The 24,234-nt window shown below is 58.8% G+C and carries 25 protein-coding genes; 9 read left to right on the forward strand and 16 right to left on the reverse strand.

Going from position 1 to position 24,234, the window contains the following annotated elements:
- Positions 1 to 15: 15 nt before the first annotated feature.
- Positions 16 to 771, reverse strand: a complete 756-nt coding sequence (cysZ, locus tag FHK92_RS08240) for a sulfate transporter CysZ (RefSeq protein WP_181287615.1) — start codon at positions 769 to 771, stop codon at positions 16 to 18.
- Positions 772 to 1,079: 308 nt separating this feature from the next.
- Between cysZ and trxB the strand changes: the two genes are divergently transcribed.
- Positions 1,080 to 2,042 carry a thioredoxin-disulfide reductase gene (trxB, locus tag FHK92_RS08245; RefSeq protein WP_030139882.1) on the forward strand — a complete coding sequence of 321 codons (963 nt, stop codon included), beginning with the start codon at positions 1,080 to 1,082 and terminating at the stop codon, positions 2,040 to 2,042.
- A 199-nt stretch (positions 2,043 to 2,241) separates the two neighbouring features.
- Here the strand turns inward: trxB and FHK92_RS08250 are convergent, their stop codons facing one another.
- The 7 genes from FHK92_RS08250 to FHK92_RS08280 all read right to left on the reverse strand — a co-directional run bounded on the left by FHK92_RS08250 (position 2,242) and on the right by FHK92_RS08280 (position 6,851).
- Positions 2,242 to 3,492, reverse strand: coding sequence for a 2-aminoadipate transaminase (locus tag FHK92_RS08250; protein ID WP_181287616.1), 1,251 nt, complete (start codon positions 3,490 to 3,492; stop codon positions 2,242 to 2,244).
- A 280-nt stretch (positions 3,493 to 3,772) separates the two neighbouring features.
- Complete coding sequence (locus FHK92_RS08255; RefSeq protein ID WP_181287617.1) at positions 3,773 to 4,111, reverse strand: HopJ type III effector protein; 339 nt, start codon at positions 4,109 to 4,111, stop codon at positions 3,773 to 3,775.
- Positions 4,104 to 4,400 (reverse strand): DUF1244 domain-containing protein, encoded by a 297-nt coding sequence (locus FHK92_RS08260; protein ID WP_181287618.1) that lies wholly within the window; start codon positions 4,398 to 4,400, stop codon positions 4,104 to 4,106. The genes FHK92_RS08255 and FHK92_RS08260 overlap by 8 nt, the downstream gene beginning before the upstream one ends.
- 97 nt (positions 4,401 to 4,497) lie before the next feature.
- Positions 4,498 to 4,878, reverse strand: a complete 381-nt coding sequence (gene folX / locus FHK92_RS08265; RefSeq protein ID WP_181287619.1) for a dihydroneopterin triphosphate 2'-epimerase — start codon at positions 4,876 to 4,878, stop codon at positions 4,498 to 4,500.
- Positions 4,879 to 5,436, reverse strand: coding sequence for a GTP cyclohydrolase I FolE (gene folE, locus FHK92_RS08270; protein ID WP_181287620.1), 558 nt, complete (start codon positions 5,434 to 5,436; stop codon positions 4,879 to 4,881).
- 20 nt (positions 5,437 to 5,456) lie between these two features.
- Entirely contained in the window at positions 5,457 to 6,167 is a 711-nt protein-coding gene (gene folM, locus FHK92_RS08275; RefSeq protein WP_181287621.1) for a dihydromonapterin reductase, read from the reverse strand.
- A 123-nt stretch (positions 6,168 to 6,290) separates the two neighbouring features.
- Positions 6,291 to 6,851 carry an antibiotic biosynthesis monooxygenase gene (locus FHK92_RS08280; protein ID WP_181287622.1) on the reverse strand — a complete coding sequence of 187 codons (561 nt, stop codon included), beginning with the start codon at positions 6,849 to 6,851 and terminating at the stop codon, positions 6,291 to 6,293.
- 215 nt (positions 6,852 to 7,066) lie between these two features.
- On the opposite strand from FHK92_RS08280, the gene FHK92_RS08285 reads away from it, so the two are divergent.
- Entirely contained in the window at positions 7,067 to 8,026 is a 960-nt protein-coding gene (locus FHK92_RS08285; protein WP_181287623.1) for a MerR family transcriptional regulator, read from the forward strand.
- Positions 8,027 to 8,034: 8 nt separating this feature from the next.
- Here FHK92_RS08285 and FHK92_RS08290 read toward each other — a convergent pair whose 3' ends face one another.
- Together FHK92_RS08290 and FHK92_RS08295 are read right to left on the reverse strand one after the other, a co-directional pair.
- On the reverse strand, positions 8,035 to 8,640 hold the full coding sequence (locus FHK92_RS08290; RefSeq protein WP_181287624.1) for a hypothetical protein: 606 nt from the start codon (positions 8,638 to 8,640) through the stop codon (positions 8,035 to 8,037).
- 52 nt (positions 8,641 to 8,692) lie between these two features.
- Positions 8,693 to 9,166 (reverse strand): PAS domain-containing protein, encoded by a 474-nt coding sequence (locus FHK92_RS08295; protein WP_181287625.1) that lies wholly within the window; start codon positions 9,164 to 9,166, stop codon positions 8,693 to 8,695.
- 157 nt (positions 9,167 to 9,323) lie between these two features.
- Between FHK92_RS08295 and FHK92_RS08300 the strand changes: the two genes are divergently transcribed.
- From FHK92_RS08300 to FHK92_RS08315, 4 genes are all read left to right on the forward strand, one after another.
- On the forward strand, positions 9,324 to 9,779 hold the full coding sequence (locus FHK92_RS08300) for a flavodoxin (protein WP_181287626.1): 456 nt from the start codon (positions 9,324 to 9,326) through the stop codon (positions 9,777 to 9,779).
- 150 nt (positions 9,780 to 9,929) lie between these two features.
- A complete protein-coding gene (locus FHK92_RS08305; RefSeq protein ID WP_181287627.1) occupies positions 9,930 to 10,712 on the forward strand; it encodes a class II aldolase/adducin family protein in 783 nt (260 codons plus the stop codon).
- Entirely contained in the window at positions 10,712 to 11,614 is a 903-nt protein-coding gene (locus FHK92_RS08310; protein ID WP_181287628.1) for an alpha/beta fold hydrolase, read from the forward strand. The genes FHK92_RS08305 and FHK92_RS08310 overlap by 1 nt, the downstream gene beginning before the upstream one ends.
- A gap of 125 nt (positions 11,615 to 11,739) precedes the next feature.
- A complete protein-coding gene (locus FHK92_RS08315; protein ID WP_181287629.1) occupies positions 11,740 to 12,651 on the forward strand; it encodes an SDR family oxidoreductase in 912 nt (303 codons plus the stop codon).
- Positions 12,652 to 12,693: 42 nt separating this feature from the next.
- Here the strand turns inward: FHK92_RS08315 and FHK92_RS08320 are convergent, their stop codons facing one another.
- The 6 genes from FHK92_RS08320 to FHK92_RS28125 form a co-directional block, all read right to left on the reverse strand.
- The gene (locus tag FHK92_RS08320) at positions 12,694 to 13,458 is read right to left on the reverse strand and encodes an N-acetylmuramoyl-L-alanine amidase (protein ID WP_181287630.1); all 765 of its coding nucleotides are present in this window, start codon (positions 13,456 to 13,458) and stop codon (positions 12,694 to 12,696) included.
- A 225-nt stretch (positions 13,459 to 13,683) separates the two neighbouring features.
- Positions 13,684 to 14,478, reverse strand: coding sequence for an ATP-grasp domain-containing protein (locus tag FHK92_RS08325; RefSeq protein WP_181287631.1), 795 nt, complete (start codon positions 14,476 to 14,478; stop codon positions 13,684 to 13,686).
- A 197-nt stretch (positions 14,479 to 14,675) separates the two neighbouring features.
- Entirely contained in the window at positions 14,676 to 14,927 is a 252-nt protein-coding gene (locus FHK92_RS08330; RefSeq protein ID WP_181287632.1) for a bacteriocin immunity protein, read from the reverse strand.
- Positions 14,924 to 16,765, reverse strand: coding sequence for an S-type pyocin domain-containing protein (locus FHK92_RS08335; protein WP_181287633.1), 1,842 nt, complete (start codon positions 16,763 to 16,765; stop codon positions 14,924 to 14,926). Before FHK92_RS08335 ends, FHK92_RS08330 begins: the two co-directional genes overlap by 4 nt.
- Positions 16,766 to 17,194: 429 nt before the next feature.
- Complete coding sequence (locus tag FHK92_RS08340) at positions 17,195 to 17,425, reverse strand: bacteriocin immunity protein (RefSeq protein WP_181287634.1); 231 nt, start codon at positions 17,423 to 17,425, stop codon at positions 17,195 to 17,197.
- 53 nt (positions 17,426 to 17,478) lie between these two features.
- Positions 17,479 to 17,703, reverse strand: coding sequence for a hypothetical protein (locus FHK92_RS28125; RefSeq protein WP_375154605.1), 225 nt, complete (start codon positions 17,701 to 17,703; stop codon positions 17,479 to 17,481).
- A 570-nt stretch (positions 17,704 to 18,273) separates the two neighbouring features.
- Here FHK92_RS28125 and FHK92_RS08345 point away from each other — a divergent pair.
- From FHK92_RS08345 to FHK92_RS08355, 3 genes are all read left to right on the forward strand, one after another.
- On the forward strand, positions 18,274 to 20,073 hold the full coding sequence (locus FHK92_RS08345; protein WP_181287635.1) for a DUF1302 domain-containing protein: 1,800 nt from the start codon (positions 18,274 to 18,276) through the stop codon (positions 20,071 to 20,073).
- A gap of 22 nt (positions 20,074 to 20,095) precedes the next feature.
- Entirely contained in the window at positions 20,096 to 21,463 is a 1,368-nt protein-coding gene (locus FHK92_RS08350; RefSeq protein ID WP_181287636.1) for a DUF1329 domain-containing protein, read from the forward strand.
- A gap of 208 nt (positions 21,464 to 21,671) precedes the next feature.
- Positions 21,672 to 24,224, forward strand: a complete 2,553-nt coding sequence (locus FHK92_RS08355) for a LuxR C-terminal-related transcriptional regulator (RefSeq protein WP_181287637.1) — start codon at positions 21,672 to 21,674, stop codon at positions 24,222 to 24,224.
- Positions 24,225 to 24,234: the final 10 nt, after the last annotated feature.

Here is a 24,234-nt window from a genome sequence, read left to right on the forward strand (position 1 = left end):
GGATTTGTGACCGGCTCAGCCCTGTCGTGCCAACGCCGTCTCGGCACCTTGTTCGCGGACCCAGAACAACGTCGCCCCGGCCACCGCCGCCGGCATCATCAGCACGTTGACCACCGGGATCAGCAACACGAGGTACACGCTGCCGCCAAAGCCCAGGCTCTGCCAGCGTTTCTCCCGCAGCCAGGCGAGCATTTCATTCCAGCCCAGCTTGTGGTTGTCCGCCGGGTAGTCGATGTACTGGATCGCCATCATCCAGATGCCGAACAGCAACCACAGCGGCGCGGCCACGATGTTGATCACCGGGATGAACGACAGCACGAACAGGCCCAGGGCACGCGGTAGGAAATAGCCGAGCTTGCGCGCTTCCCGGGCCAGTGTCCGCGGGATCATGGCGATCAGTTCGCCCCAACTGAACGCCGGGAAATCATCTGTGCCACGCACCACCACTTCGACTTTCTCGGCGAGGAAGCCGTTGAACGGCGCAGCGATGATATTGGCGAGCATGGTGAAGGTGAAAAACACCATCAGCGCTACAAGGACGACGAACAGCGGCCAGAGGATGTAACTGAGGAAACCCAGCCAATCCGGCAGCGAAGGCATCAATGTATCGACCCACAGGCTGAACTGGTGGCCAGCCAGGTAGATCAACCCGACGAACAGCACGAGGTTGATCGCCAGGGGCAGCAGCACAAACAGCCGCAGGCCGGGGCTCAAGACCAGTTTGAGGCCCTCTCGCAAGTATTGCGGGCCGGACAGGACGGGGGCGGGCATAGGTGGCTCCGAGAATAGATGGACGCGCCGACCTTACCGGCTTTGCTTGATGCGGGAAAGCTACGACATGGCGTGTAACAAAGGTTTAAGGTTTGTCGCTATTGCGAACGCCGCAGCGGATAGAGCTCACCTATGAGCTGGATTGTTAAACCGTATTTCCTTAATCTTCGCTCCCTCGATACGCTGCACCCATTCTTTTTTCAGGACTGTCGAACCCAAGCCTTCCCCAAGTGCATCAACGGTCCTTTTTTATTCGCGCCGCTCACCCGGCGTTCCGGCCCGCAAGGTCCGGTCAACAGGAGCAGGTCATGTCTGAAGTCCGTCATTCGCGTGTGATTATTCTCGGTTCCGGCCCTGCCGGTTACAGCGCTGCGGTTTATGCGGCCCGTGCCAACCTCAAGCCACTACTGATTACCGGCATGCAGGCCGGCGGTCAATTGACCACCACCACCGAAGTCGACAACTGGCCGGGCGACGTCCACGGCCTGACCGGCCCGGCCTTGATGGAGCGCATGAAGGAACACGCCGAACGCTTCGAGACCGAGATCGTCTTCGACCACATCAACGCCGTGGATTTCGCCGCCAAGCCGTACACCCTGACCGGCGACAGCGCGACTTACACTTGCGATGCCCTGATCATCGCCACCGGTGCCAGCGCTCGTTACCTGGGCCTGCCGTCGGAAGAAACCTTCATGGGTAAAGGCGTCTCGGCCTGCGCCACCTGCGACGGTTTCTTCTACCGCAACAAGCCAGTGGCTGTGGTCGGTGGCGGTAATACCGCGGTCGAAGAGGCGCTGTACCTGGCCAATATCGCCAGCACCGTTACCCTGATCCACCGTCGCGAAACCTTCCGCGCCGAGAAGATCCTGATCGACAAGCTCAACGCCCGCGTCGCTGAAGGCAAGATCATCCTCAAGCTCAACGCCACCCTGGACGAAGTGCTGGGTGACAACATGGGCGTGACCGGTGCTCGCCTGAAAAACAACGACGGCAGCTTTGACGAGATCAAGGTTGACGGCGTGTTCATCGCCATCGGCCACACCCCGAACACCTCGCTGTTCGAGGGCCAGCTGGAACTCAAGGACGGCTACCTGGTGGTCAAGGGCGGCCGCGACGGCAACGCCACCGCTACCAGCGTCGAGGGCATCTTCGCCGCCGGCGACGTGGCCGACCACGTCTACCGCCAGGCGATCACCTCGGCCGGTGCCGGTTGCATGGCAGCCTTGGACACCGAGCGTTACCTGGATGGCCTGCAGAACGCCTCGTTCTGATTCATCGGGCACAAAAAAAACCGGCTTCGGCCGGTTTTTTAATGCCTGTCACATGACCAACGGGTGGATGCCGAGCCCTTGTGGGAGCGAGCTTGCTCGCGATGACGGTGTGTCAGTCAACATAGATGTTGGCTGACCTGACGCTATCGCGAGCAAGCTCGCTCCCACAGGTTCTGTGTGTGGTCAGAAACAATGCATCTCAGGCCAGTTCCGCCAGGCACGCTTCCAGGATATCCAATCCCTCTTCCAACACGGCCGGCTCGGTCGTCAACGGTGCCAGCAGCCGGATGATATGCCGCGATTTCCCGCTGGGCATCAACAGCAAACCCGACTCCCGCGCCGAGGCCAGCAATTGCGTCAGTTGGGCCGGAGCTGGGGTGCCGTCGGCGTGGGCCAGTTCGATCCCGCGCATCGCACCGACGCCGGTCAGGCGGCCCAGGTAAGGCGTCAGGCCGCGACGGCGCCAGGATTCGTAGCGGCTTACTATGGCCTCCTCCTGGCGCGCCCCCCAGGCCCGCAGGTTCGTGTCGGTCATCTCGTCCAGGGTCGCCAGCGCGGCGGCGCAGGCGATAGGGTTGCCCGAGTAGGTGCCGCCGAGGCCGCCCTTGGGCAGGTTGTCCATCAAGGCCTTGCGTCCCATTACTGCCCCCAACGGGACACCACCGGCGATGCTCTTGCCCAGCAGGATCAGGTCGGGCTCGATGCCCAGTCGCGAAAATGCAAAGCGCTGGCCGGTGCGACCGAAACCGGACTGGATCTCATCGATGATCAGCACGATGCCTTTGTCGTCGCAGAACTGTCGCAGCGCCTGGGCGAAATCCACATCCATCGCCAGGAAGCCGGCTTCACCCTGCACCGGCTCGACGATAAAGCAGGCCACATCGTTCACATCAATCTCGACGCTGAACAACCGGTCCATGGCTTGCAAGGCCTCGGCGCACGTCACGCCGTTGTCCTGGCTAGGGTAGGGCAGGTGATAGACAGGCCCGGGCAGTACGCCGACTTTCTGCTTATAAGGGGCGACCTTGCCGTTGAGATTGAGTGTGGCCAGGGTTCGACCATGGAAACCGCCATCAAAGGCGATGACGGCAGTGCGACCCGTGGCGCCGCGCACAATCTTGAGCGCATTTTCCGCCGCTTCGGCGCCGCTGTTGGTGAGCATGCCGCTCACTGGGTAATCCACCGGGATAAACGCTGCCAGGCGCTTCATCAAATCGAGATAAGGCTTGTGAGGGGCGGCATTGAATGCGTAATGGGTCAGCCGGGTGGCTTGGTCGCGGATGGCCTCGACGATGCCCGGGTGACAATGGCCTAGGTTCAATACACCGATGCCCCCGACGAAGTCGATGTAGCGTTTGCCATCGGTGTCCCAGACTTCGGCGTTTTTTCCATGGCTGAGGTTGATAGGGTGAACGAAGGAAATCGATTGGCTGATGGTTTCGCGGCTCATGGGTGACGGCTCGGACGAAGAAATATTTGCGTTATCTAAGCCGCGAGCAGCAGCGCCCGGCAAACGAAATAAAGTTGCCGGGTCAATCATAAAAGTCGGGATGTGCTGAGGCGCCACTGATTTGGGATGCGCAACCCGTGGCGAGGGAGCTTGCTCCCACTCCAGCGCGAAGCGCTGGTCTCGGGCTGCGGCGCAGCTACTTTTATGATGCTGCGCACTCAAGCGGGAGCAAGCTCCCTCGCCACAAAAGCGGGTTTCGACATGGGGGCGATTGTGTCGTTCAGCGCCGCTGCAGCGGCTGCGCCTCGAATGTCACGCCGGCCAAGCCGTGGGCCATCAATGCGCGGATATTGCCGTGGTCGCTACCCTCGGGCGTGTTCAGCACCGAGCGATAATGTTCGCCGAATGCCAGCAGCGCCTCTTCGTCGCTCAAGCCTTCAAGCAGAGCCAGGCCAAGGGTCTTGCAGGAGCCTTCGTTCTGCCCGGCGGCGTTCACGACGCCGCCGTTGTTGAAAGCTTGGGGCTGGTATTCGTAGCCTTCGGCAATAAAAGCCAGGGTGTCAGCGAAAGCATGTTCACCGCTCTTGAGGCTGGCGCGAAAGGTGTTCAGGTCAGGCATTGGGATTTCCTTTGGCGAACGCCGCTTGCTGTTCGGCGCTGGCTTCTTTCTGGTATTGGGCTTTCCATTCGGCATAGGGCATGCCGTAGACAACTTCGCGCGCGTCATCGAGGCTGACCTCGATCTGGCGCTCGTCGGCGGCGGCCTTGTACCACTTGGACAGGCAGTTGCGGCAAAAACCGGCGAGGTTCATCAGGTCGATGTTCTGCACATCCTTGCGGCTGTCCAGGTGGGCCACCAGCCGACGGAAAGCGGCGGCTTCGAGTTCGAGGCGTTGTTGATCGTTCATGGGAATCTCTGCGAGACAGCTTCAAGCGGCGAGCTTCAAGCTGCGAGTTGGATTGTCTTGGCCAGGCTTGAAGTCTACCGCTTGACGCGTCCAGCGACTACGAAGCTGTCCGGCTTGCCGCGAGGGTAATCGACACGGACTCGGCGAAGCGCAAGGCGTGCGGCTTGTCGACTTCGACCTCGGCGTACAGCACCGACTCGTTGGCCATGACCAGGTCGAGCAATTCCTGGGTCAGGCGTTCGAGCAGGGCGAAGCGGTTGCCTTCCACATGGGCGATGATCGCCTTGGTGATGGTGCGGTAGTTCAGGGCATGGTCGATGTCGTTGTCGCGCACGGCCTCTTGCGCCGCATAGAGGATGGTCAGGTTGATCAACACATCCTGTTTGTTGAGGATCTCGTCTTCATTGATCCCGATGAACGTACGCAGGCGCAGATCCTTGACCTTGATGCGCGCCATGGCGGGCTGAAGTTGTGGCATTTATTGGCTCCGTCGAATCAATTGCAGGAATTCCTGGCGGGTGTTGCTGGACTCGCGAAAAGCGCCAAGCATCACCGAAGTGTTCATGGTCGAGTTCTGTTTCTCGACACCGCGCATCATCATGCACATGTGCTGGGCTTCGATCACCACCGCCACGCCGGCGGCCTGGGTGACTTGCTGCACCGCGTCGGCGATTTGCCGGGTGAGGTTTTCCTGGATTTGCAGGCGGCGGGCGAACATGTCCACCAACCGGGCGATCTTCGACAGCCCCAGGACCTTGCCCGTAGGAATATAAGCCACATGGGCCTTGCCGATGAAGGGCAACAGGTGATGTTCGCACAGCGAATAAAGCTCGATGTTGGCGACGATCACCATTTCGTCGCTGTCGGAGGAAAACAGGGCGCCGTTGACGATCTGCTCGACGCTCTGCCCATAACCATGGCAAAGGTATTCCATGGCCTTGGCGGCGCGCACCGGCGTGTCCAGCAGGCCTTCGCGCTCCGGGTCTTCGCCCAGGCCGATCAGGATCTCGCGGTAATGCTGGGGCGAAAGGGCCATGGTGCTTCCTCGGAACAGGACTATTTGATGTGCCGCCCGCCGTTGAGGGTCAGGGTCGTGCCGGTGACGTAAGGATTGTCGAGCAAGTAGCGCAGGCTTTGGTAAATCACTTCGCTGCCAGGTTCGATGCCCAGCGCGGATTTGGCCAGGGCCTTGGCGCGGTAGGTCGCATCGTCGTCGGGATTGAACAGTAGCAGGGCCGGGGCGATGCCGTTGACCTTGATGGCCGGTGCGTATTTCGCCGCGAAAGAAAGCGTGAGGCTTTCCAGGCCAGCCTTGGTGGCGCAATAGGCGATGTGCTTGCTGCTGCCCTTGCGCGTCACGTCATCACTGATGTGCACGATATCCGCCGGCACCGAGCGCTGCAGCAAATCGGCACAGTGCAGGTTGATCAAATAGGGCGCGAGCATGTGGACGCCGAACATGGCGCTGAAGGCCGCGGCTTCGTTGCCCGGGGATTCGGCGAGCCAGGCCGAGGCGTTGTGCACGATGGCGCGCAATTGACCGGTGTGCTGCTTGAGCTGTTCGATGAAGGCCAGGATCCCGGACTCACTGGAAAAGTCGGCGAACAGTACCGTCGCCCCCGAGTCCCGTAGCGCTTGCACGCCTGGGCGTTCGGTGCGGTACGTGGCGATGACCGGGTGGCCGTCCTCCAGCAAGCGTCGGGCACAGTGCAGGCCGACGCGTTGGGCTGCGCCAGTGATCAGGATCGGAGCGGTGGCGCTGGGCATGGGACGGCTCGGTTCGCGGCAGAAGCAAAACTATAACAGCGACGGCGGGTACGTCCTATGAACAAGGGAAAATCCAGCGCCCGATTCGGTTTCCCTCACGGGCCCTGGCTTGCGTCCATGGTGTCAACGATTCTGCGCGGCCGGCAATGGCCGCTGTGGTGCACCCGCCAGCCAACTCGCCAATAAATGAGTCGACATCGGGATAAACAAATAGACCATCAGCGGCGTCAGGATGAGCGTACTGATTAAAACCCGGCTCAACAGGCCCAGTTCGCCGAGTAACGGTCCCAACAGGAAATTGAACAATAACGAAACAGGAAAGAACGCCAGCCAGATCGCCACGGCCTGCTTCCAGCGTGGCGGGCGTTGGCCGATCGTGCCGAACCAGCCGTCGATGCCTCGCACCCGGTGTTCAGAGGGATCGGCAAACAGTTCGCTGCCGCGTCCCAGCCAGGCCGTGCGCGAGGCTGAATGCTCCCACGCATGCAGCGTCTGCTCGTCGGCAAATCTGAAAATGATCTGGAATTCGTCGTCTTCGGGCGGCGGTGCGAGCACGCCGGAGCCCAGGTAGCCGGGAAAATCGGTTGCCAGTTGCTCGCCTTCACGCAACCAGGCGATCAGGTCCTGATAGCGTCCGTTGGCGACGCGGCGCGCGACCATCAAGGTGACGGGTGAGGTAGACATTTTGTATCTCCATGTACAAGCGCAACGCTCCGGATAAGAGCTTCGCGGGAAACGCCCCCAAGGGTAGTGGGTTGCGTTTAGTCACAAAGGGCAAAGCAAGGATTATTCCTTGTCGAGCAAAAAACAACAAATTCGCAAGCCGACCTAATTTGTCCTTGTAATGACAGGGTTGCGAGGGAGTAATATGAGACACATTCTTATGTCGGGAACTCGGAATGAGCGTAACCACCGAAGATAACTTCGTGTTTCCCACATCAAGTGTCTTGACGCGTGAAGATCTGTTTCCCATCCGCGAAGTGGCGCGATTGACTGGGGTGAACCCGGTGACGTTGCGCGCATGGGAGCGTCGCTATGGCCTGATCCAACCCACGCGCACCGAAAGTGGGCATCGCCTGTATTCCCTGGGCGATATTGAAAAGGTCAGGAGCATTCTCGCCTGGATCGAGCGAGGGGTGGCCGTCAGCAAGGTGGGAAAGATTCTGGCGAGGACCGAGTCGGTGCCGCCAGTTTCCAAATTCATTTCCCCCGACCTGGTTCGTGCCGATTACAACCGCTGGCAGCAGCAAGTCACGGATGCGGTTGGTAATTTCGATGACTTGGCACTGGACCGCGTCTACGGACAGATTTTTTCCAATTATGCAGTGCAAGTGGTATTCCAAGACATCCTGATGCCGCTCTGGCGAGAACTGCTGCAACGCCAGCATGAGTTCGGGCAGACCAGCGAGTGGCTGTTCTTCGACGGTTTCCTGCGCTCGCGCGTGATGCAGCGGATACTGCTCAAGCGCGACGTTTCCTCCCGACGAGTGCTGATCAGCGGAATTGGCGGTCAGTGCCGGGAGTTGGAGCTGTTGGTCACGGCGCTGTTCGTGTCCAAGGCGGAAGTGGACGTCAGGCTGATGACTGTCGGCCAACCGTTTGACGAGCTGATCCTGGTCTGCCAGAAGATCCAGCCCTTGGCACTGGTGCTGGTCTCCAATCACGCACCGGCGGTTGATCTACCCAAGCGCTTGAAGAAATTGGCGATGAGCCTGGATTGTCCGGTGATGCTGGCCGGCGATGCCTCCGATCTGGCACAGGAAAGCCTGGCTGGGTCATCGATTGGTTGTCTGGGAAACGACGGAATGGAGATTCGCCAGCGTTTGCGTCAGTTTCTGGCGGGCAATCTGGACACTTGAGGGGCTTGCTACAAATGCATTGCCGGGTGAGCCAGGCGATGCTGTTGAAGGATGTATTGGCGCAGCCGCTCGGTTTCGTCCTGGTCATGCTGGCTCAGGTGGTAAGCGTACATGCCTTGGGCGGTTTCCCTTTCGAACGTGCCACGCAGCGAAATCCGCTCGTAGCCAGACGGGCTGAACCACAAGGAAAACTGCTTCGGTGGTTTGGTGCGGTTGCGGATTTCCAGCAGAACACCCTTGCAGGAAACCTCATGCACCCATAACGGGCCCGGCTGGCCGTTGACATTTTCCAGCGCCACGGGCTCTTCGAGGTTCAGGCGCCATGGACGAATCTTCGGGCCATCCTCATAGATGCTCGGCACGCCCAGACGAAGGTGCATGGCATGGAATTCATCTTCGACCAGATGCAACGGGAAGGTCATCTGCTGGTTTTCGAAGTTGGCCTGCAGCGTGACCTGCTCATTCGCCGCCAGGCGCGTCAGCAAATCCCGAATCTGTGATCCACCGTTTACAAGCAAGCTCGACGTGACATCCCGCTCATTCAACTGCGGGTTGTGCTGCATGGTCCGGATGAAATCAAGCTCATCCTGGGTCAGAAGGGCGTCGCGCTGCATAAGGTGCTCGAAAAATATTTGCGTTATCACTGGTGATTGTAGTGACTGACCATTAATTCGCCGTTTTGTTTTCACCGCTCGTCGAATTAAATCGAGCAATGATGTCCCGGGCTTCGGCCAATTCTTTCTCAAGTAGGGCAACGCGCTGCAGGGCCTTCACCTGGGCGGTAACGTCTTTTTGCACGCCCACGAAATAAGTGTGGCCGTCCGCCTCGTTTTTTACGGTGGACAGCGACAACTCATTCCAGAAAGGGGTGCCATCCTTGCGGTAGTTGCGCAGCACCTGTCGGCACGCACCTCCCTGTTTCAAGGCGGCACGAATGGGCTCCAAGGACGGTTGGTCCCGGTCGCCTGACTGCAGGAAGCGACAATCCTGATAGAGGATTTCGTCGCGGCTGTAACCGGTCAGCCGTTCGAAGGCCGGGTTTACATAAATGAGGATGTTGTCATCGCCTTCTTTTTCGGCGATGACGATCCCGTCGTTGGACGCATTGATCACCAATTGCATCAGATGGGCGTTGATCATGAGGCCTCCAGCCTTGGACTTCCCTGTACGCGCTGCATTCTAGAAGAACGCGGGGAGATGTCCACTGGCTATTATTGGTTGTTGAGAGTCAATCGCAGCTTGAGTGCGCAGCCTGTTACCATGACCATTCTATTTATTCAGTTTCAGGATCAGACCGATGAAAGTCGCCATTCTTTCCGGCTCCGTCTACGGCACGGCCGAAGAAGTTGCCCGGCATGCCGCCAAATTGCTCGGTGACGCGGATTTCGAAACATTCCTCAATCCACGGGCAACCCTGGCGGACATCCAGGCGTTCGGACCGCAAGCCTTGCTCGCCGTTACGTCGACAACCGGCATGGGCGAGTTGCCGGATAACTTGATGCCGCTTTATTCAACGATTCGTGATCAGCTGCCCGCTTCATTTCGTGGACTGCCTGGCGCGGTGATCGGCCTGGGGGACGCCAGTTACGGCGACACGTTCTGCGGCGGTGGCGAGCAGATGCGCGAGCTGTTTGCCGAACTCGGCGTGAATGAAGTGCTGCCCATGCTGCGCCTGGATGCCAGCGAAAGCGTCACGCCGGAAACCGATGCCGAGCCCTGGTTGGCCGAGTTGATCGTTGCGCTGCGTGGTTGAGCCGCCACCGGCGAGCCCTGATGCTGACTCGCTCGGCCAGTAAGCTGGCTGCCAACGCAACTACCGACCTGGCGGGAGATGACTAGACTGGTTCTTTGTCCATGAGCCTGGACGTCTCTCCCATAAAAAATAAAGCCAGAGGTCATAGCCGTGAGCGTAGCGCCCATTCAATCGACACCCGGCATAAAGGATCAGGTCAGCGCAGCCGAATGGCAAACCCGAGTCGATCTCGCTGCGTGCTATCGGTTGGTCGCGCTGCATGGCTGGGATGACCTGATCTTCACGCATATTTCGGCGAAGGTTCCCGGCACCGAAGACTTCCTTATCAACCCGTATGGGTTGATGTTCCACGAAATCAGCGCCTCGAACCTGGTCAAGATCGATCAGGCCGGCAACAAGTTGATGGACAGTCCCTACGAAATCAACCCTGCCGGCTACACCATCCACAGCGCGGTGCACGAGGTGCGGCACGATGTGACATGTGTGCTGCATACCCATACTGCGTCCGGCGTTGCGGTGTCGGCGCAGAAGCAAGGGGTGCTGCCGATCAGCCAGCAATCGCTGTTCGTGCTGTCGAGCCTGGCCTATCACCCGTATGAAGGAGTCGCGCTGAACCCGGAAGAAAAGGCCCGCCTGCAAGCTGACCTGGGCGAAAGCAATTTTCTCATGTTGCACAACCATGGTCTGCTCACCTGTGGCGGGACCATTGCCGATACGTTCCTGATGATGTTCATTTTCCAGCGAGCCTGCGACATCCAGGTCATGGCCCAGACGGGCGGGGCCGAATTGATTGCCATCGAGCCGCAGGTATTGGCCGGCGCCCGGGCGATGGTCGCCGGGGTAACCAAAAGTGCCCAGGGCATGGGGGGCGCGTTGGCCTGGCCAGCGCTGCTGCGCAGACTGGACCAGCAAGATCCAGGCTATAAAAGCTGATGCCCATGGTCCAGATCCCGCTGCGTATCTGGCGTCAGCGCGGCCAGACATTCATGTTTCGTGGCCACGCCATCCGTTATTGGGCGGCCGGGCACGGCGAGCCGTTGCTACTGATCCATGGTTTTCCGACCGCCAGTTGGGACTGGCATTACCTGTGGCAGCCGTTGGCACAGCGTTATCGAGTCATCGCCTGCGACATGCTCGGGTTTGGTGATTCCGCGAAGCCGACGGAGCATGTCTATAGCCTGCTGGAGCAGGCCGATCTGCAACAAGCACTGCTCGCCCACTTGAACGTGACGCAAGGTGTTCACGTTCTGGCCCACGATTACGGCGACAGCGTGGCCCAGGAACTGATTGCCCGGCATGGCGAGGCGCGCATTGACCTCGCCAGCTGTGTCTTCCTCAACGGTGGCCTGTTTCCCGAAACCCATCGTCCGGTGTTGATGCAGAAACTGCTGCTCAGCCCCTTGGGCTGGCTGGTTGGCCGGGCTTTCTGCAGGGACGGCCTGGTGAAGAGTTTTCGGCAGATTTTCGGCCCTTGGACCGGCCCCACCGAAAGCGAGCTGGATGATTACTGGAGTCTGGTCGAGACTCATCGCGGGCCGCGAATCATGCACAAGCTCATTGCCTATATTCCCGAGCGTCGCGTGCAGCGTGATCGCTGGGTCCGCGCGATGCAGAGCGGCGAGGTGCCGTTGCGGCTGATCGACGGGGCGTTCGACCCGATTTCCGGTGCGCATATGGTGGCGCGTTACCAGGCGCTCATTCCCCATGCTGACGCGGTGTTGTTGCCTCACATCGGTCATTACCCGCACACCGAAGCACCGGTGCAGGTGCTCGATCACTACCTGGCATTTCGCGAGGCCATCGCCGCGCCTCGCAGGCAAGTGGCGTGTTCATGATGGATTGCTCGCATCATCCCTGCACCTTATCGGCCAACATTCACTTTCAACCCAGTTGATTGTGACCAGCGGACTTGTACCCGACACTCCCGTTCATTGTCCTACGGCCTGCTGGAGTTCTGCCCATGAATGAGTCTGTGCGCTTCGAAGATAAAGTCGTGATCGTCACAGGAGCCGGTGGTGGCCTGGGACGTGCCCATGCGCTGCTGTTCGCCCGGCAAGGCGCGAAAGTGCTGGTCAACGACCTGGGTGGTTCGGCTCAAGGGGAGGGCGCCAACGCTTCGGCGGCCGACCGGGTGGTCGCTGAAATTCGCCAGGCCGGCGGCATTGCCGAGGCCAATCATGACTCCGTCACCGACGGCGACAAGCTTGTGCAGAACGCTCTCGACGCGTTTGGTCGCGTCGACGTTGTCGTCAACAACGCCGGCATCCTGCGAGACAAGACCTTTCATAAAATGGACGACGCCGACTGGGACCTGGTTTACCGCGTCCATGTCGAAGGTGCTTATAAAGTCACCCGCGCCGCCTGGCCCCATATGCGTGAGCAGAATTATGGCCGGGTGATTTTCACCGCCTCCACGTCTGGCATCTACGGCAACTTCGGCCAATCCAACTACGGAATGGCCAAGCTCGGTCTCTACGGCCTGACCCGCACCCTGGCCATCGAAGGCCGTAAAAACAACATCCACGTCAATGCGATCGCCCCCACCGGCGGCACCCGTATGACCGAAGGCCTGATCCCGCCGCAGGTGTTCGAACAACTCAAGCCTGAACTCGTCAGTCCGCTGGTGGTGTACCTGGCCAGTGAAGCTTGCCAGGAAACCTCCGGATTATTCGAAGTGGGCGGCGGCTGGATGGGCAAGGTGCGCTGGGAGCGCAGCCTTGGCGCCGGGTTCGATCCGCGCAAAGGCTTTTCGCCTGAGGATGTCGCCGCCCACTGGCAACAGATTTGCGACTTTGAGGACGCCGTTCACCCCAATGACAATCTCGAAGCCCTGAAGGAAATGATGGCTAACCTGCAGCGCTACGCCGTTTAAGCTTGTCGCCCGGGCCGGTTGTCGTCGGCAGCGGCGACCTGCTCAGGGAAAATACTTCTTCACCAGGGCCGCCAGGTTCGCGGCGGTCTCGATGTCCACCACGCCGTCATGTTTTGCCGGACGGAAGTGCAGCTGGAAGGCCCGTACCAGTCGTTGGAAACCGGCGACCGTGGCGGCGGCCGAAGTGTCATATCCATATCGCTTGAACTGCCCGAGCAGTTGTTCCCGAAGGGGAATCCCGTTGGCTCGATACGCCTGCACGAACGTATCCTGGGTGGCCTCATCGAACCAGGCCCCGATTCCCTTGAGATACAACGCATGCCACGGGAACATCGGGCCGGGGTCACTTTTACGCCCTGCCGCGATGTCCGAATGCCCCACCACATTGACCGGACTGATGTCCGGGTATCGCTTGAGAATATCCAATGCCAGGTATTCGATGGCCTCGATTTGCTGGGCCTTATAAGGCGGAAAGGTAAATTGGCCTTGATAGTCAGTTGCCAGGTTGACGATTTCCACACCGATCGACGTGTCGTTCAAGTTGCTGCGATTACCCCAACTGCTCACGCCGGCATGCCAGGCGCGCTGGGTTTCGTCGACCAGATTGAAAACCTGGGGGGATTCAAAACCCGCTTTCAAATAACCGGGGTCGGCGAAGTCGGGTATGAGGTAATGGGCACTGACGGAAGGGCCGGTTAACGTGTTAATCGAAGACTCGAAGTTGCCGGCCGTGTAATGAAACACCAGAAAGCGAATGCGACTGTTAAAACCTTTTTTTGACCGATAGCTTGTATTGTTTATCTGCATACCAAAATCCGCTGGTGATTAAATCGAAGCGAAATGCTGCGATTGGTTTGAGCGTAACAGCGAATTTTTTATGTGCGCGTAGTTGGGTTCTGGCTTTGTTGTAGGAACTGGCGCTAGGAGGTTGAGGGTTTTTATTAACTGCAATTAAGATATTAATTGTTATGAGTAATGGGCCGCCTGACAAGCGGCCATACGGGTTGGTCTGGATAAGGGAGCAGAGGTAGCTTAATTGTGTTCATTTTCCAGACGATTCAACATCGAGGCGAAATACTCCGCCGACCATTCCTTACGGTCCGAGACCTGGCCATCTCCCAATTCCACCACCCGAAGTACACCGTCTGACCGGAGCGCTACGTCAATCGAGAAAAAAGGGCTGTCGATCATTTTTGCGCACTTACTCACCAATTCCGGCAGTTCTCCTGTAGCTCCGTATGCTTGCCCATGGAGAACAAAGTACCGACGCTCGGTTTCTTCGAGATAGCTCTCTCGTCGCCTCACGCAGATACCGCCTTCTATCTGCCCCCGATACTGGCGCATCAGTCCAACGAGCGGTGCTATATCCGCAGGCGTGTCCACCAGGCTGCCGGCGCCCGTGTTGAGAGATTTCACGTAATCTCTGATGAAGTAGCCCGGCCAGTGCAGCCCATCCAGCGCCTGTTCAAAGTCCGCATCATCGGCCAATACCACGGTCTCGCTCGTAAAGGCCGCTAGCAATGGATACCACTCCGGCAGGTGATGACAGTGCCGGTATTGCGTGGGGCTGGTCGTCGCAATAGCGCCTTGGTCGCGCAAGTGACTGACCAACGCCGCGTAAGCATCCACTGTCAGCATCCATCCGCGGTACAGAACGGTGTCGCCGGGCGTGAATGGTATGGAAGTCCTGAAAAATCCCGCTTCGAAATCTTCGAAAGAGAACAACACCGTCTTCAATCCAGCCGCTACGACGGCGTCGTATTCTTCCGTGTACTGTTCGTCGGGACGTTTTTTATTGAAGGGATCACTGGGGTAGAGAAGGTGCATGTTGTGCCTGTCGGTGAGAATGGAGGACGAAAGGAACTGTTGTTTTGTAGTAAATCAGGACTGTTTGAATCCCGGTTTTCCGTTGGCGGCACGCCAGGAATACTCGCATGTCCATTCTTCATATGAGCGAGGCTGCGCGGATCAAATGAGCCCTTTCGCTGCATCTGCCGACAGCGAAAGGGCCCCAATAAATTGGATCAGGGTTGCTTGAATCCCGGCTTGCCATTGGCGGCGCGCCAGTTTTTTACCTTGTTTACTATCTCTTCGGGGCTGTTATGGCCGTCTTCCGGATGATAGATCAGATCTGAGCCGGAGGGGTGCTCCGAAATTCTTTCAAATTCAAAAACCGCTGCAGTGTGGGCTTTTTCCGAGGGGTAATCTACATAACAGATTTTTATCAAAAATACCAAAAATTCGGACTCGGTCATTTCCGCTATTGATCTTTTCAATTTTTGTGCTCCCGGTGGGTTTCTATGTGTCGCTTAGGTGTCATTACGTTGATGTTGTCAATATTATAAATCTCGCCGCCTAGATGGATATATTCTTTATGGTGTAGCTCATACTTGCTGCGACTGCCGACGCGTTCAGATTTAATGACAATAGCTGACATTCCTCTTTTCATTAGTTCTAGATTGTATTGGTCAAACTGTTGCGAAAGTATCGGGTCAGCAGCAACCGCCCTCCAAAAGCTCTCCCGAAACTTTCTGAAATTCCTAAACTCCTTTCCCCTCAACTGATCCGCAATCTGCGACGAAATAGGTGCCCCTTCACCTATCGATGCTGCATCCGTCCAGATTCCCGTAACGGGGGTTCCCGTCCCCAGCGCGACCCCAGGGTCTTGCCGCCGATCCCTGAACATGACGTACAGAGGCGCCAGGCCTGAGTCGATTGGGAAAACGAAGACATAATCGTCGAAGCTGTCTGCGGTAATTTCGGGGAAGGGATCGATCCTCCCCACGATGGGCGTTACCGATGCGCCTGTATGAACAGGTGGGGCGGGCGGTTCAGCGGGGAGCGTTGTGGAGTTGTTTCCGGGTTGAACGACCGGTGTCCAGGTCAAGGTCCTGGGTGGGGTGTCTTCAGTTGTCGCGGTGTAGAGGTTCTGTTCTTTGTTATAGGCAACCGCCACCACCCTGACTGTCGACGGATGAGTGACGCCGTCGGTGTTGATCACGAGGATTTCGAACTGGCCGTCCGCCTCCGCTTGGGAAGTGAGGCGCACCGGCAAGTCAACGGCTCCGCCAATTGCCGCTATGGCGTGCAAGTCGTGGTGTTGTGTTGGCGTGAGTTCTGAAAGTGGCGTGCTTAACGCGTATCGCTCGGGTAACTCGCCATTGGCCAACTTGGAGGAATAGAGCAGCGCCCCGACCCCTGCCAGCGTCGCCCCTGCCAACGCAGTGAGCGACTCGACAGCCATGGCGACTGCGGCTCGTAGCGCAGCCCTGATAGCCAAGCTCGTTATCGGGCTTGTGTCCGCGTTGTTGCCGGCGGGGACGAGTACCGGTCCGGCTGCGGCGGTCGCGCCCGGAATGATGAACGCGCCAGCCAACTGGGCCTGGCGCAGAGCCTGTTCCTGAGCCAGGCGTTGGGCTTCGGCCCTTAGGGCAAGCGCTTCTCTTTCCTTGGTCTCCTTCGCTTTGCGAGCCGTTTCAGCGGCCAATTGTTGAGCTGCCTTCCTGGCCCGTTCCTGGGCTTGGGCGGCAGTCAACTTTTTCTGCATTTCGGCTTGCTGTTCATTCAACAACCGAATGGTTTGGGCCAGCAGTTTTGCTTCGTACGCTGCCTTATAAGAGGCCGTCCAAGACTTTATCGCGGCGCCGTTCGGGCGGATCGGCCTTTCCATGGCGCGGGCTTTTCGGTGGAACTCCGATACAGGTTTGCTGAGGGGATCGACGCCGAAAAACTGATTGGCAAGCGCTGTTTGCTGTTTTAGTTCAGCGGCCTTGCGCGCTAGAAGTTTGTGGCGCACGGCCAGTTCACGTGTAAGGGTATCTACAGGGGAACTTGAAGGGGGCGAGCCCTCCAGTCCAGCCGCCGTCAGTTCTTTCTCGATCGTTCTCGGAAGTTGCCGTGACTTGGTTTCATAATCCTTTTTTGCGCTTTTTGCAGTGTCCGTCACGGTGATATCAACCAGCGCTTCCACCGAGTCAAAACCACCGTGCTCAAACCCGGAATAAAAACTTCCGCCCCCGCCTGTCGGTCCGCCCGGTCCGCCCCCCTTATTGGAAGACGAACTTGGCGTCATGGGCCTGCCGTGGGTAACACGGATATTTTTTTCTTGTGGCATGTCGACTTCCTTATCGATGCGTATAGGCAAATAGGCAGTGCGACTTGGATTGCCGGGAATAGTCGTTCCTGGCCTCAAATCGCGGAACAACTATGGCGTTAATTAAATAGGTTGGGCAGGTGAGCGTTTCCGACAGAGTTGTAGGAATCGAGAGTTTATTATCGAGAAACAACCTACAGATAAAATTCGCTGCAAAAAACAGCGTAACCGCTCCATAAACTACACGTTCAAAGCTGCCAAGTGATGCTGGATATGCGTAGCTGCGTCGCGCATTGGGGCGCCTGCCACAAGCATCCTAGGTCGAAGATTACGAAGCCCTATTGCCGTGGAGTTGCCCGCATGTCCATTCTTCATATGAGCGAGGCTGCGCGGATAAAATGAGCCCTTTCGCTGCATCTGTCGGCAGAGAAAGGGCCCCAATAAATTGGATCATGGTTGCTTGAATCCCGGCTTGCCATTGGCGGCGCGCCAGTTTTTCACTTTGCTTACTATTTCTTTCGGGCAGTCCTTGCCATCGTCTGGATAATAGATTAAGTCCGACCCAGCAGGGTGCTCTGATGTCCTTTTGAATTCTAGGATGGCGCCTATATGAGTCTCATCCGAGGGATAGTCTAAGTTGCAGATTCCTATTACAAATGCGAGAAATTCAGACTCTGTCATACCGTTATCGAGCGGGTCATTGTTTGTGCTCTCGGTGGGTTTCGACGTGCCGCTTAGGCGTCATTACGTTGATATTGTCGAGGTTCACGTTCATGCGTAATAGCTGATAGCCCCTTCTTCATTCGAATTAGGTTGTGCTGATTAAATTGTTGCGAAAGTATCGGATCAGCAGCAACAGCCTTCCAAAACCTCTTTCTAAAGCCTTTAAAATTTCTAAACTTTCCCCCTCCCCTCAACTGATCCGCAATCTGCGACGCAATAGGTGCCCCTTCACCTATCGACGCTGCATCCGTCCAGAGGTCTAAAACCGCGGAACAACTATGGCGTTAATCAAATAAGTTGGGCAGGTGAGCGTTTCCGACAAAGTTGTAGGAAACGAGAAATTTTTGTTTAGGAATAAACCCGCAATAAAAAAGGCCGCTGCAAAAGCAGCGGCCCAAGCGTGACGTTGTAAAGGAGCTACAAATCAACGTCAGTCGTACACGGGGACGATGGATCGATGTGCAATCCATCCGAATGACGGTGCGCCAGGCGCGAGGGACGCCGGGCGACTTGTGCCTGCAGGCCCGTTGCCCTGCAAGCCCGGCCAGCATAGGGATCGGGCACTGCGGGAAACAGCCCGGTTTCGGACATGCACTGTTGCGGTGCGCGCAACAGTCGCGAAGGTCGGCATTGCCCATGCGCGGCGTTGATGACCCATCATCCAGTCTGTTCATACTCCACGCAGAAGCCTTTGCCGCACGGGCTGTAATCCTTTTTAGGTACAGCGCGAATACCCCCTTGGTGCGCTTATCGCCCATGACGTGCGCAAGTAGGGTGAAGGCTCTGTCACTCACCGGGGAAGACGCATGACAACAATAACAATGCGCGCCATCTTCAAGCCGCAGGCGCTGGCCGTCGCGGTGGCCTTGGGTTGCTGTGCCCAGGCGCAGGCCGTTTCTTTCAACATTGGCGAAATCGAAGGTCAGTTTGACTCCTCGCTGTCCGTTGGCGCGAGCTGGGGCATGCGCGATGCCGACAAGGATCTGGTCGGTACGGTCAACGGGGGCAGGGGGCAATCCTCCACCGGCGATGATGGACGATTGAACTTCAAGAAGGGCGAGACCTTTTCGAAAATCTTCAAGGGCTTGCACGACCTGGAGCTCAAGTACGGCGACACCGGTGTGTTCGTGCGTGGCAAGTATTGGTACGACTTCGAGCTCAAGGATGAAAACCGTGAGTTCAAGGACATCAGCGACAGCAATCGCAAAGAGGGCGCCAAGTCGTCAGGCGCGGAAATTCTCGATGCCTTCGTCTATCACAACTATTCCATCGCCGATTTGCCCGGCACCGTGCGCGCCGGCAAGCAGGTGGTCAGTTGGGGTGAAAGTACTTTCATCGGTAACTCTATCAACAGCATCAACCCGATCGACGTGTCCGCATTCCGCCGTCCGGGTGCGGAGATCAAGGAAGGCCTGATTCCGGTGAATATGTTGTTCGCCTCCCAGGGCTTGACCGACAAACTCACCATCGAAGGTTTCTACCAGTTGGAGTGGGACCAGACGGTCGTCGACAACTGCGGGACGTTCTTCGGTAACGATGTGGTGGCTGATGGTTGCACCAGCGGGTACACGGTGGGCAGCCCGGCGATTGCACCGTTCGTGCCGTTGACCCAGACCTTTGGTCAGGGCATCCAGGTGACTGACGAAGGCGTTGTCATTGCGCGTGGTGCTGACCGCGATGCGCGGGATTCCGGGCAATGGGGCACGGCGTTGCGTTGGCTCGGTGATGACACGGAGTACGGCTTGTACTTCATGAACTACCACAGCCGTACGCCGACCGTTGGAACCACTACGGCAGGCCTGTCCACATTGGCCGCGTTGCCTGGCATGATGCTGATTGCCGATGGGCTTGCACCCAACACCGGAGCGGGGCGGTCGCTGGCCCAAAGTGTCATGCTTGGCCGCGGTGGCTATTACCTTGAATACCCTGAAGACATCCGCCTGTACGGCGCAAGCTTCTCCACCACGCTGCCCACCGGCACCGCATGGACCGGCGAAATCAGCTATCGCCCCAACGCACCCGTACAGGTCAACACCAACGACCTGACCCTCGCCTTGGTGAACCCGATCGCCGGCGGCGCCGCATCCCCCATCGCCACTTCGGCAGGCGCCGACAACACCGGCTATCGCCGCAAGGAAGTCACCCAGGTCCAGAGCACCCTGACCCATTTCTTCGACCAGGTCCTGGGCGCCGATCGCCTGACTGTGGTGGGCGAGGCGGCGGTCGTGCACGTCGGTGGCCTCGAATCGAAGGACAAGCTGCGTTATGGCCGTGACTCGGTCTACGGCCAGTACGGCTTCAACGGCGACACCGACGGTTTCGTCACCTCGACGTCCTGGGGCTACCGTGCCCGGGCGATCCTCGACTACTCCAACGTCATCGGCGGAGTGAACTTCAAGCCCAACGTGTCCTGGTCCCATGACGTGGCCGGCTATGGCCCCAACGGTTTGTTCAACGAAGGCGCCAAGGCCATCAGCGTGGGTGTCGATGCCGATTACCGCAACACCTACACCGCCAGCCTGAGCTACACCGATTTCTTCGGCGGCGATTACAACGTTCTCGAAGACCGCGACTTCCTCGCGCTGAGCTTCGGCGTGAACTTCTGATCTGGCTGACAAGGAAAACCCAATGCGCAAGATGATCCTGCAATGCGGTGCCCTGGCCTTGAGCCTGCTGGCCGCGAACGTGATGGCGGCGGTGTCGCCGGAGGAAGCGAACAAACTGGGCACCAGCCTGACGCCGCTGGGCGCGGAGAAGGCCGGTAACGCCGATGGCTCGATTCCGGCCTGGACCGGCGGCATTGCGAAAAACGCCGGTGCAGTGGACAGCAAGGGCTTCCTGGCCGACCCGTTCGCCAACGAAAAACCGCTGTTCACCATCACCGCCGCGACCGTGGACAAGTACAAGGACAAGCTGTCCGACGGCCAGGTCGCGATGTTCAAGCGCTACCCGGAGACCTACAAGATCCCGGTCTACCCGACCCATCGCAGCGTCGGCCTGCCGCCGGAAGTCTATGAAGCGGCCAAGCGCAGCGCGCTCAATGTGAACGCGATCAACGACGGCAACGGCCTGGCCAATTTCACCGGCAACCGCTACTACGCGTTCCCGATTCCGAAGAACGGCGTTGAGGTGCTGTGGAACCACATTACCCGTTATCACGGCGGCAACCTGCGGCGAGTCATCACCCAGGCCACGCCGCAGACCAACGGCAGCTTCACGCCGATCCGCTTTGAAGAAGAGATCGCCGTGCCGTTCCTGATCAAGGACGCCGACCCGGAAAAAGCCAGCAACGTGCTGACCTATTTCAAGCAGGAGGTGACAGCCCCGGCGCGCCTGGCCGGTAACGTGTTGCTGGTACACGAGACGCTTGACCAGGTGAAAGAGCCGCGCCTGGCGTGGATCTACAATGCCGGCCAGCGCCGCGTTCGTCGCGCCCCACAAGTGGCCTATGACGGCCCGGGGACCGCCGCCGATGGGTTGCGTACCTCCGACAACTTCGACCTGTTCTCCGGTGCGCCGGATCGTTACGACTGGAAACTGGTCGGCAAGAAGGAAATGTACATCCCGTACAACAGCTACAAACTCGATTCGCCGAGCCTCAAGTATGACGACGTGATCAAGGCCGGCCACATCAACCAGGACCTGACTCGCTATGAGTTGCACCGGGTCTGGGAAGTGATCGGTACGGTCAAGCCCAGCGAGCGGCACATCTACGCCAAGCGCCACATGTACATCGACGAGGACAGCTGGCAGGCAGCGCTGGTGGACCACTATGACGGCCGCGGCCAGTTGTGGCGCGTCGCCGAAGGTCATGCCCAGTTCTACTACGACCATCAGAACCCGGGCTACACGCTTGAAGCGCTCTACGACATTATCGCTGGCCGCTACATTGCCCTGGGGATGAAAAACGAAGAGAAGCACGCCTACGTCTATGGCTTCGAGGCTCGGGCAGCCGACTACACCCCGGCGGCGCTGCGTTCGAGTGGGGTTCGCTAAAGCGGCTGGCACTGTGGCGAGGGAGCTTGCTCCCGCTGGACCGCGCAGCGGCCCCAATCGCCCTTAGGAGAAAATACGCAAACCGAAGACCGGCAGCCGAGCTGCCGGTCTTTTTTTTATGGCCGCCAATCAGCGCGCTGAATATTTCTCCTAAGGTGGTCGACAGAGGTCTAGGGTGATGGAACAACAATAAAAGGGACCTCGCACAATGACCGCCATGACTCCGTGTTCGGACCGTCCTGGGCTGTTGCCTCGCCTGTCTTCGACGCACGTGTCGCGCCGGTCGTTGAGCGAGCCCCTGTTGGCGTCCGAGGCACGAGTCAAGCTGCTTTGCGCGCCGGCAGGCAGCGGCAAGAGCGCATTGTTCGCCGAGTGTTTCCTCCAGGCGCCGGCGGAGTGCCGGTTGCATTGGCTGCCGCTGGCGGGCACGGCGATCGATGCCGCGCAATTGTGCGAATACCTGGCGCAAGCCCTTGGCCTGCCCGTCACGGATGAAGCAAGCCTGTCGGCCCATCTGGCCCGTTTGCAAACCCCCACCTGGCTGTTCCTCGACGATTATTGCCGGGTGCCCAATCCTGAGCTGGACCAATTGCTCGACCGTTTGTTGAACGTCAGCAGTCCCGCGCTGCACCTGTGGCTCAATGGCCGCCGGCGTCCTCACTGCAACTGGCCGCGCCTGCTGCTCGATGACGAACTGTACGAATTCGACGCGAAAGCCCTGGCGTTTGGTGTCGACGATGTCCAGCAGTTCCTCACTCATTTGCCGGGCCCGTTGGCGGCCCGCACCGCTCGCGAAGTCATCCAGCGCAGCGGTGGGTGGTGTGCCGGGGTGCGCATCACATTGCTGGAGCGTTGTGAGTGGGCGCGTCGTCACGCCGCGCCGGGTCGTCCCGGTACCTTGCTCGATTACCTGGAATACGAATTGTTCGGCACCCTCACGCCCGAGTTGGCCCAGGCCTGGCGTGTGCTGGCGCATCTGCCGCGTTTCAATGCCCGGCTCTGCGAGCATCTGTTTGGTGACACCGTGGGGGCTGAGTGCCTTCCCCTGTTGCGGGACCTGGGCTGTTTTATCGAACCGTGGGAAGCGTCGTCGGACTGGCTGCAGATTTTCCCGCCGCTGGCCCGGCTGGTGCGTGATGAACCTTGGCCCCAGGGTCGTTCGTGGCACCGACGGGCCTGCCAGTGGTTCGCCGCCGAGCAGGATTGGCCCATGGCGTTCGAACAAGCCATGCAGGCCGAGGAATTCGAGGCCGCCGTCAGTTTTCTCCAGCATTTGAATTTCGAGCATGTGTTGCAACGCAACAACGTCCAGCTCTTGCTGAACCTGCACGACCAGCAGGGTGAAGCGCTGTCGCTCGGGACGGCGCAATCGGTAGGCCTGGTGACCACGGCCTTGATGTTTGCCGGACGTTTCGACCAGGCCGAGGCCTGCATCGAACAGTTGGTCAAATTCATGCCCCAGCCCCTGGCTTGCCAACAGCGACAGTTGATTGCCCGATGGCAGGTCCTGCGCGGATGGTTGCTGCATCTTCGGGGTGACGGCGAACAGGCCCGTGAACATTTTCTCCAGGCCCAGGCCAGCCTGGGCCCGGACGCCTGGTCGCTGCGGGTACTGTGCCTGATTGGTCAGACACAGCAGGCGTTACTGAAAGGCGAATTGGCTTCTGCACAATGGATCAATCGCCAGGCACTTTGCCTGGCGCGCGCGCAAGATTCTCTGGTATTTGAAGGCCTGCTCGAACTGGATCATGCCCAGATCCTGGAGCAACGGGGTGCTCCTCACCGGGCCGACCACCTGCTGGGTGCTGTCCAGGCATTGCTTGATAAGCCTGGGCAGGATTTTTCCGCGTTGCTGGGAAGAATCGCCCTGCGTCGTGGGCGACTGTCCTTGCGAATGGGCCTGGACGAGCAGGCCAACGAGCACTTTCAGGCGGGCCTGGAAACGGGGCTGCGCAACCAGGACAAACAGGTGCTCTATGGCTTTCTTGGCAAGGCCTGCCTCGCCGCCAACCAGGGCGATTATGGCGAGGCGTTCATGCAGCTTCGCGACGCCGAGCGCATCATGCAGCAGCGACACATTCCCGATACGGTGTACCGTGGTGTATTGCTGCAAACCAGTTGTCAGTTCTGGCTGCAACAGGGCCGCCCGGAACTGGCCCATGAGGTACTGACTCGCGTCTTGCGGCATTTTTGCGGACCGCAGGCCAAGCAGGCGCCGCCCGCCACCCTGGAACTGATCCCGCATCTTGAATACCTGCTGGTGCTGACCGAGGTCTATCTGCACCGGGCACAGGACGCGCAGGCCCGTCTCACGGCCATGATCACCCAGGCGCAGCGCAGTGAAATGCATGGTCTGGAAACCGAGTTGTACCTCGCCCTTGCTGAGGTCGCTTGGTTGACCGGCGACCGCTCCCAGGCGCGTACGCTCTTGCAGGAAGGCCTGCAGCGTGTCGCCTGTTGGCGAGCGCAACAAGCCCTGCGCGAGCTGCGCTTGCGTCAGCCGGAACTGTTGCGCTGGTTTGAATCGGCCGGACAAATCGAGCAGCCACCCGCGCAGACCGAAGAGACCCTGCTCAGCCAGCGCGAGTTGGAAGTGCTGGAATTGATTGCCCAAGGTTATTCGAATCAACAGATCGCCGAGCAATTATTCATTTCATTGCACACCGTAAAAACACACTCGCGTCGAATCCACAGCAAGTTGGGTGTACAGCGGCGTACGCAAGCGGTCGCCAAGGCGAAGGTGATGGGGGTCATGAATTAACCGTTGACAT

Origin of the sequence: Pseudomonas brassicacearum subsp. neoaurantiaca (assembly GCF_013608025.1) — a bacterium.
In the GTDB taxonomy this organism is placed as follows: Bacteria; Pseudomonadota; Gammaproteobacteria; order Pseudomonadales; family Pseudomonadaceae; genus Aquipseudomonas.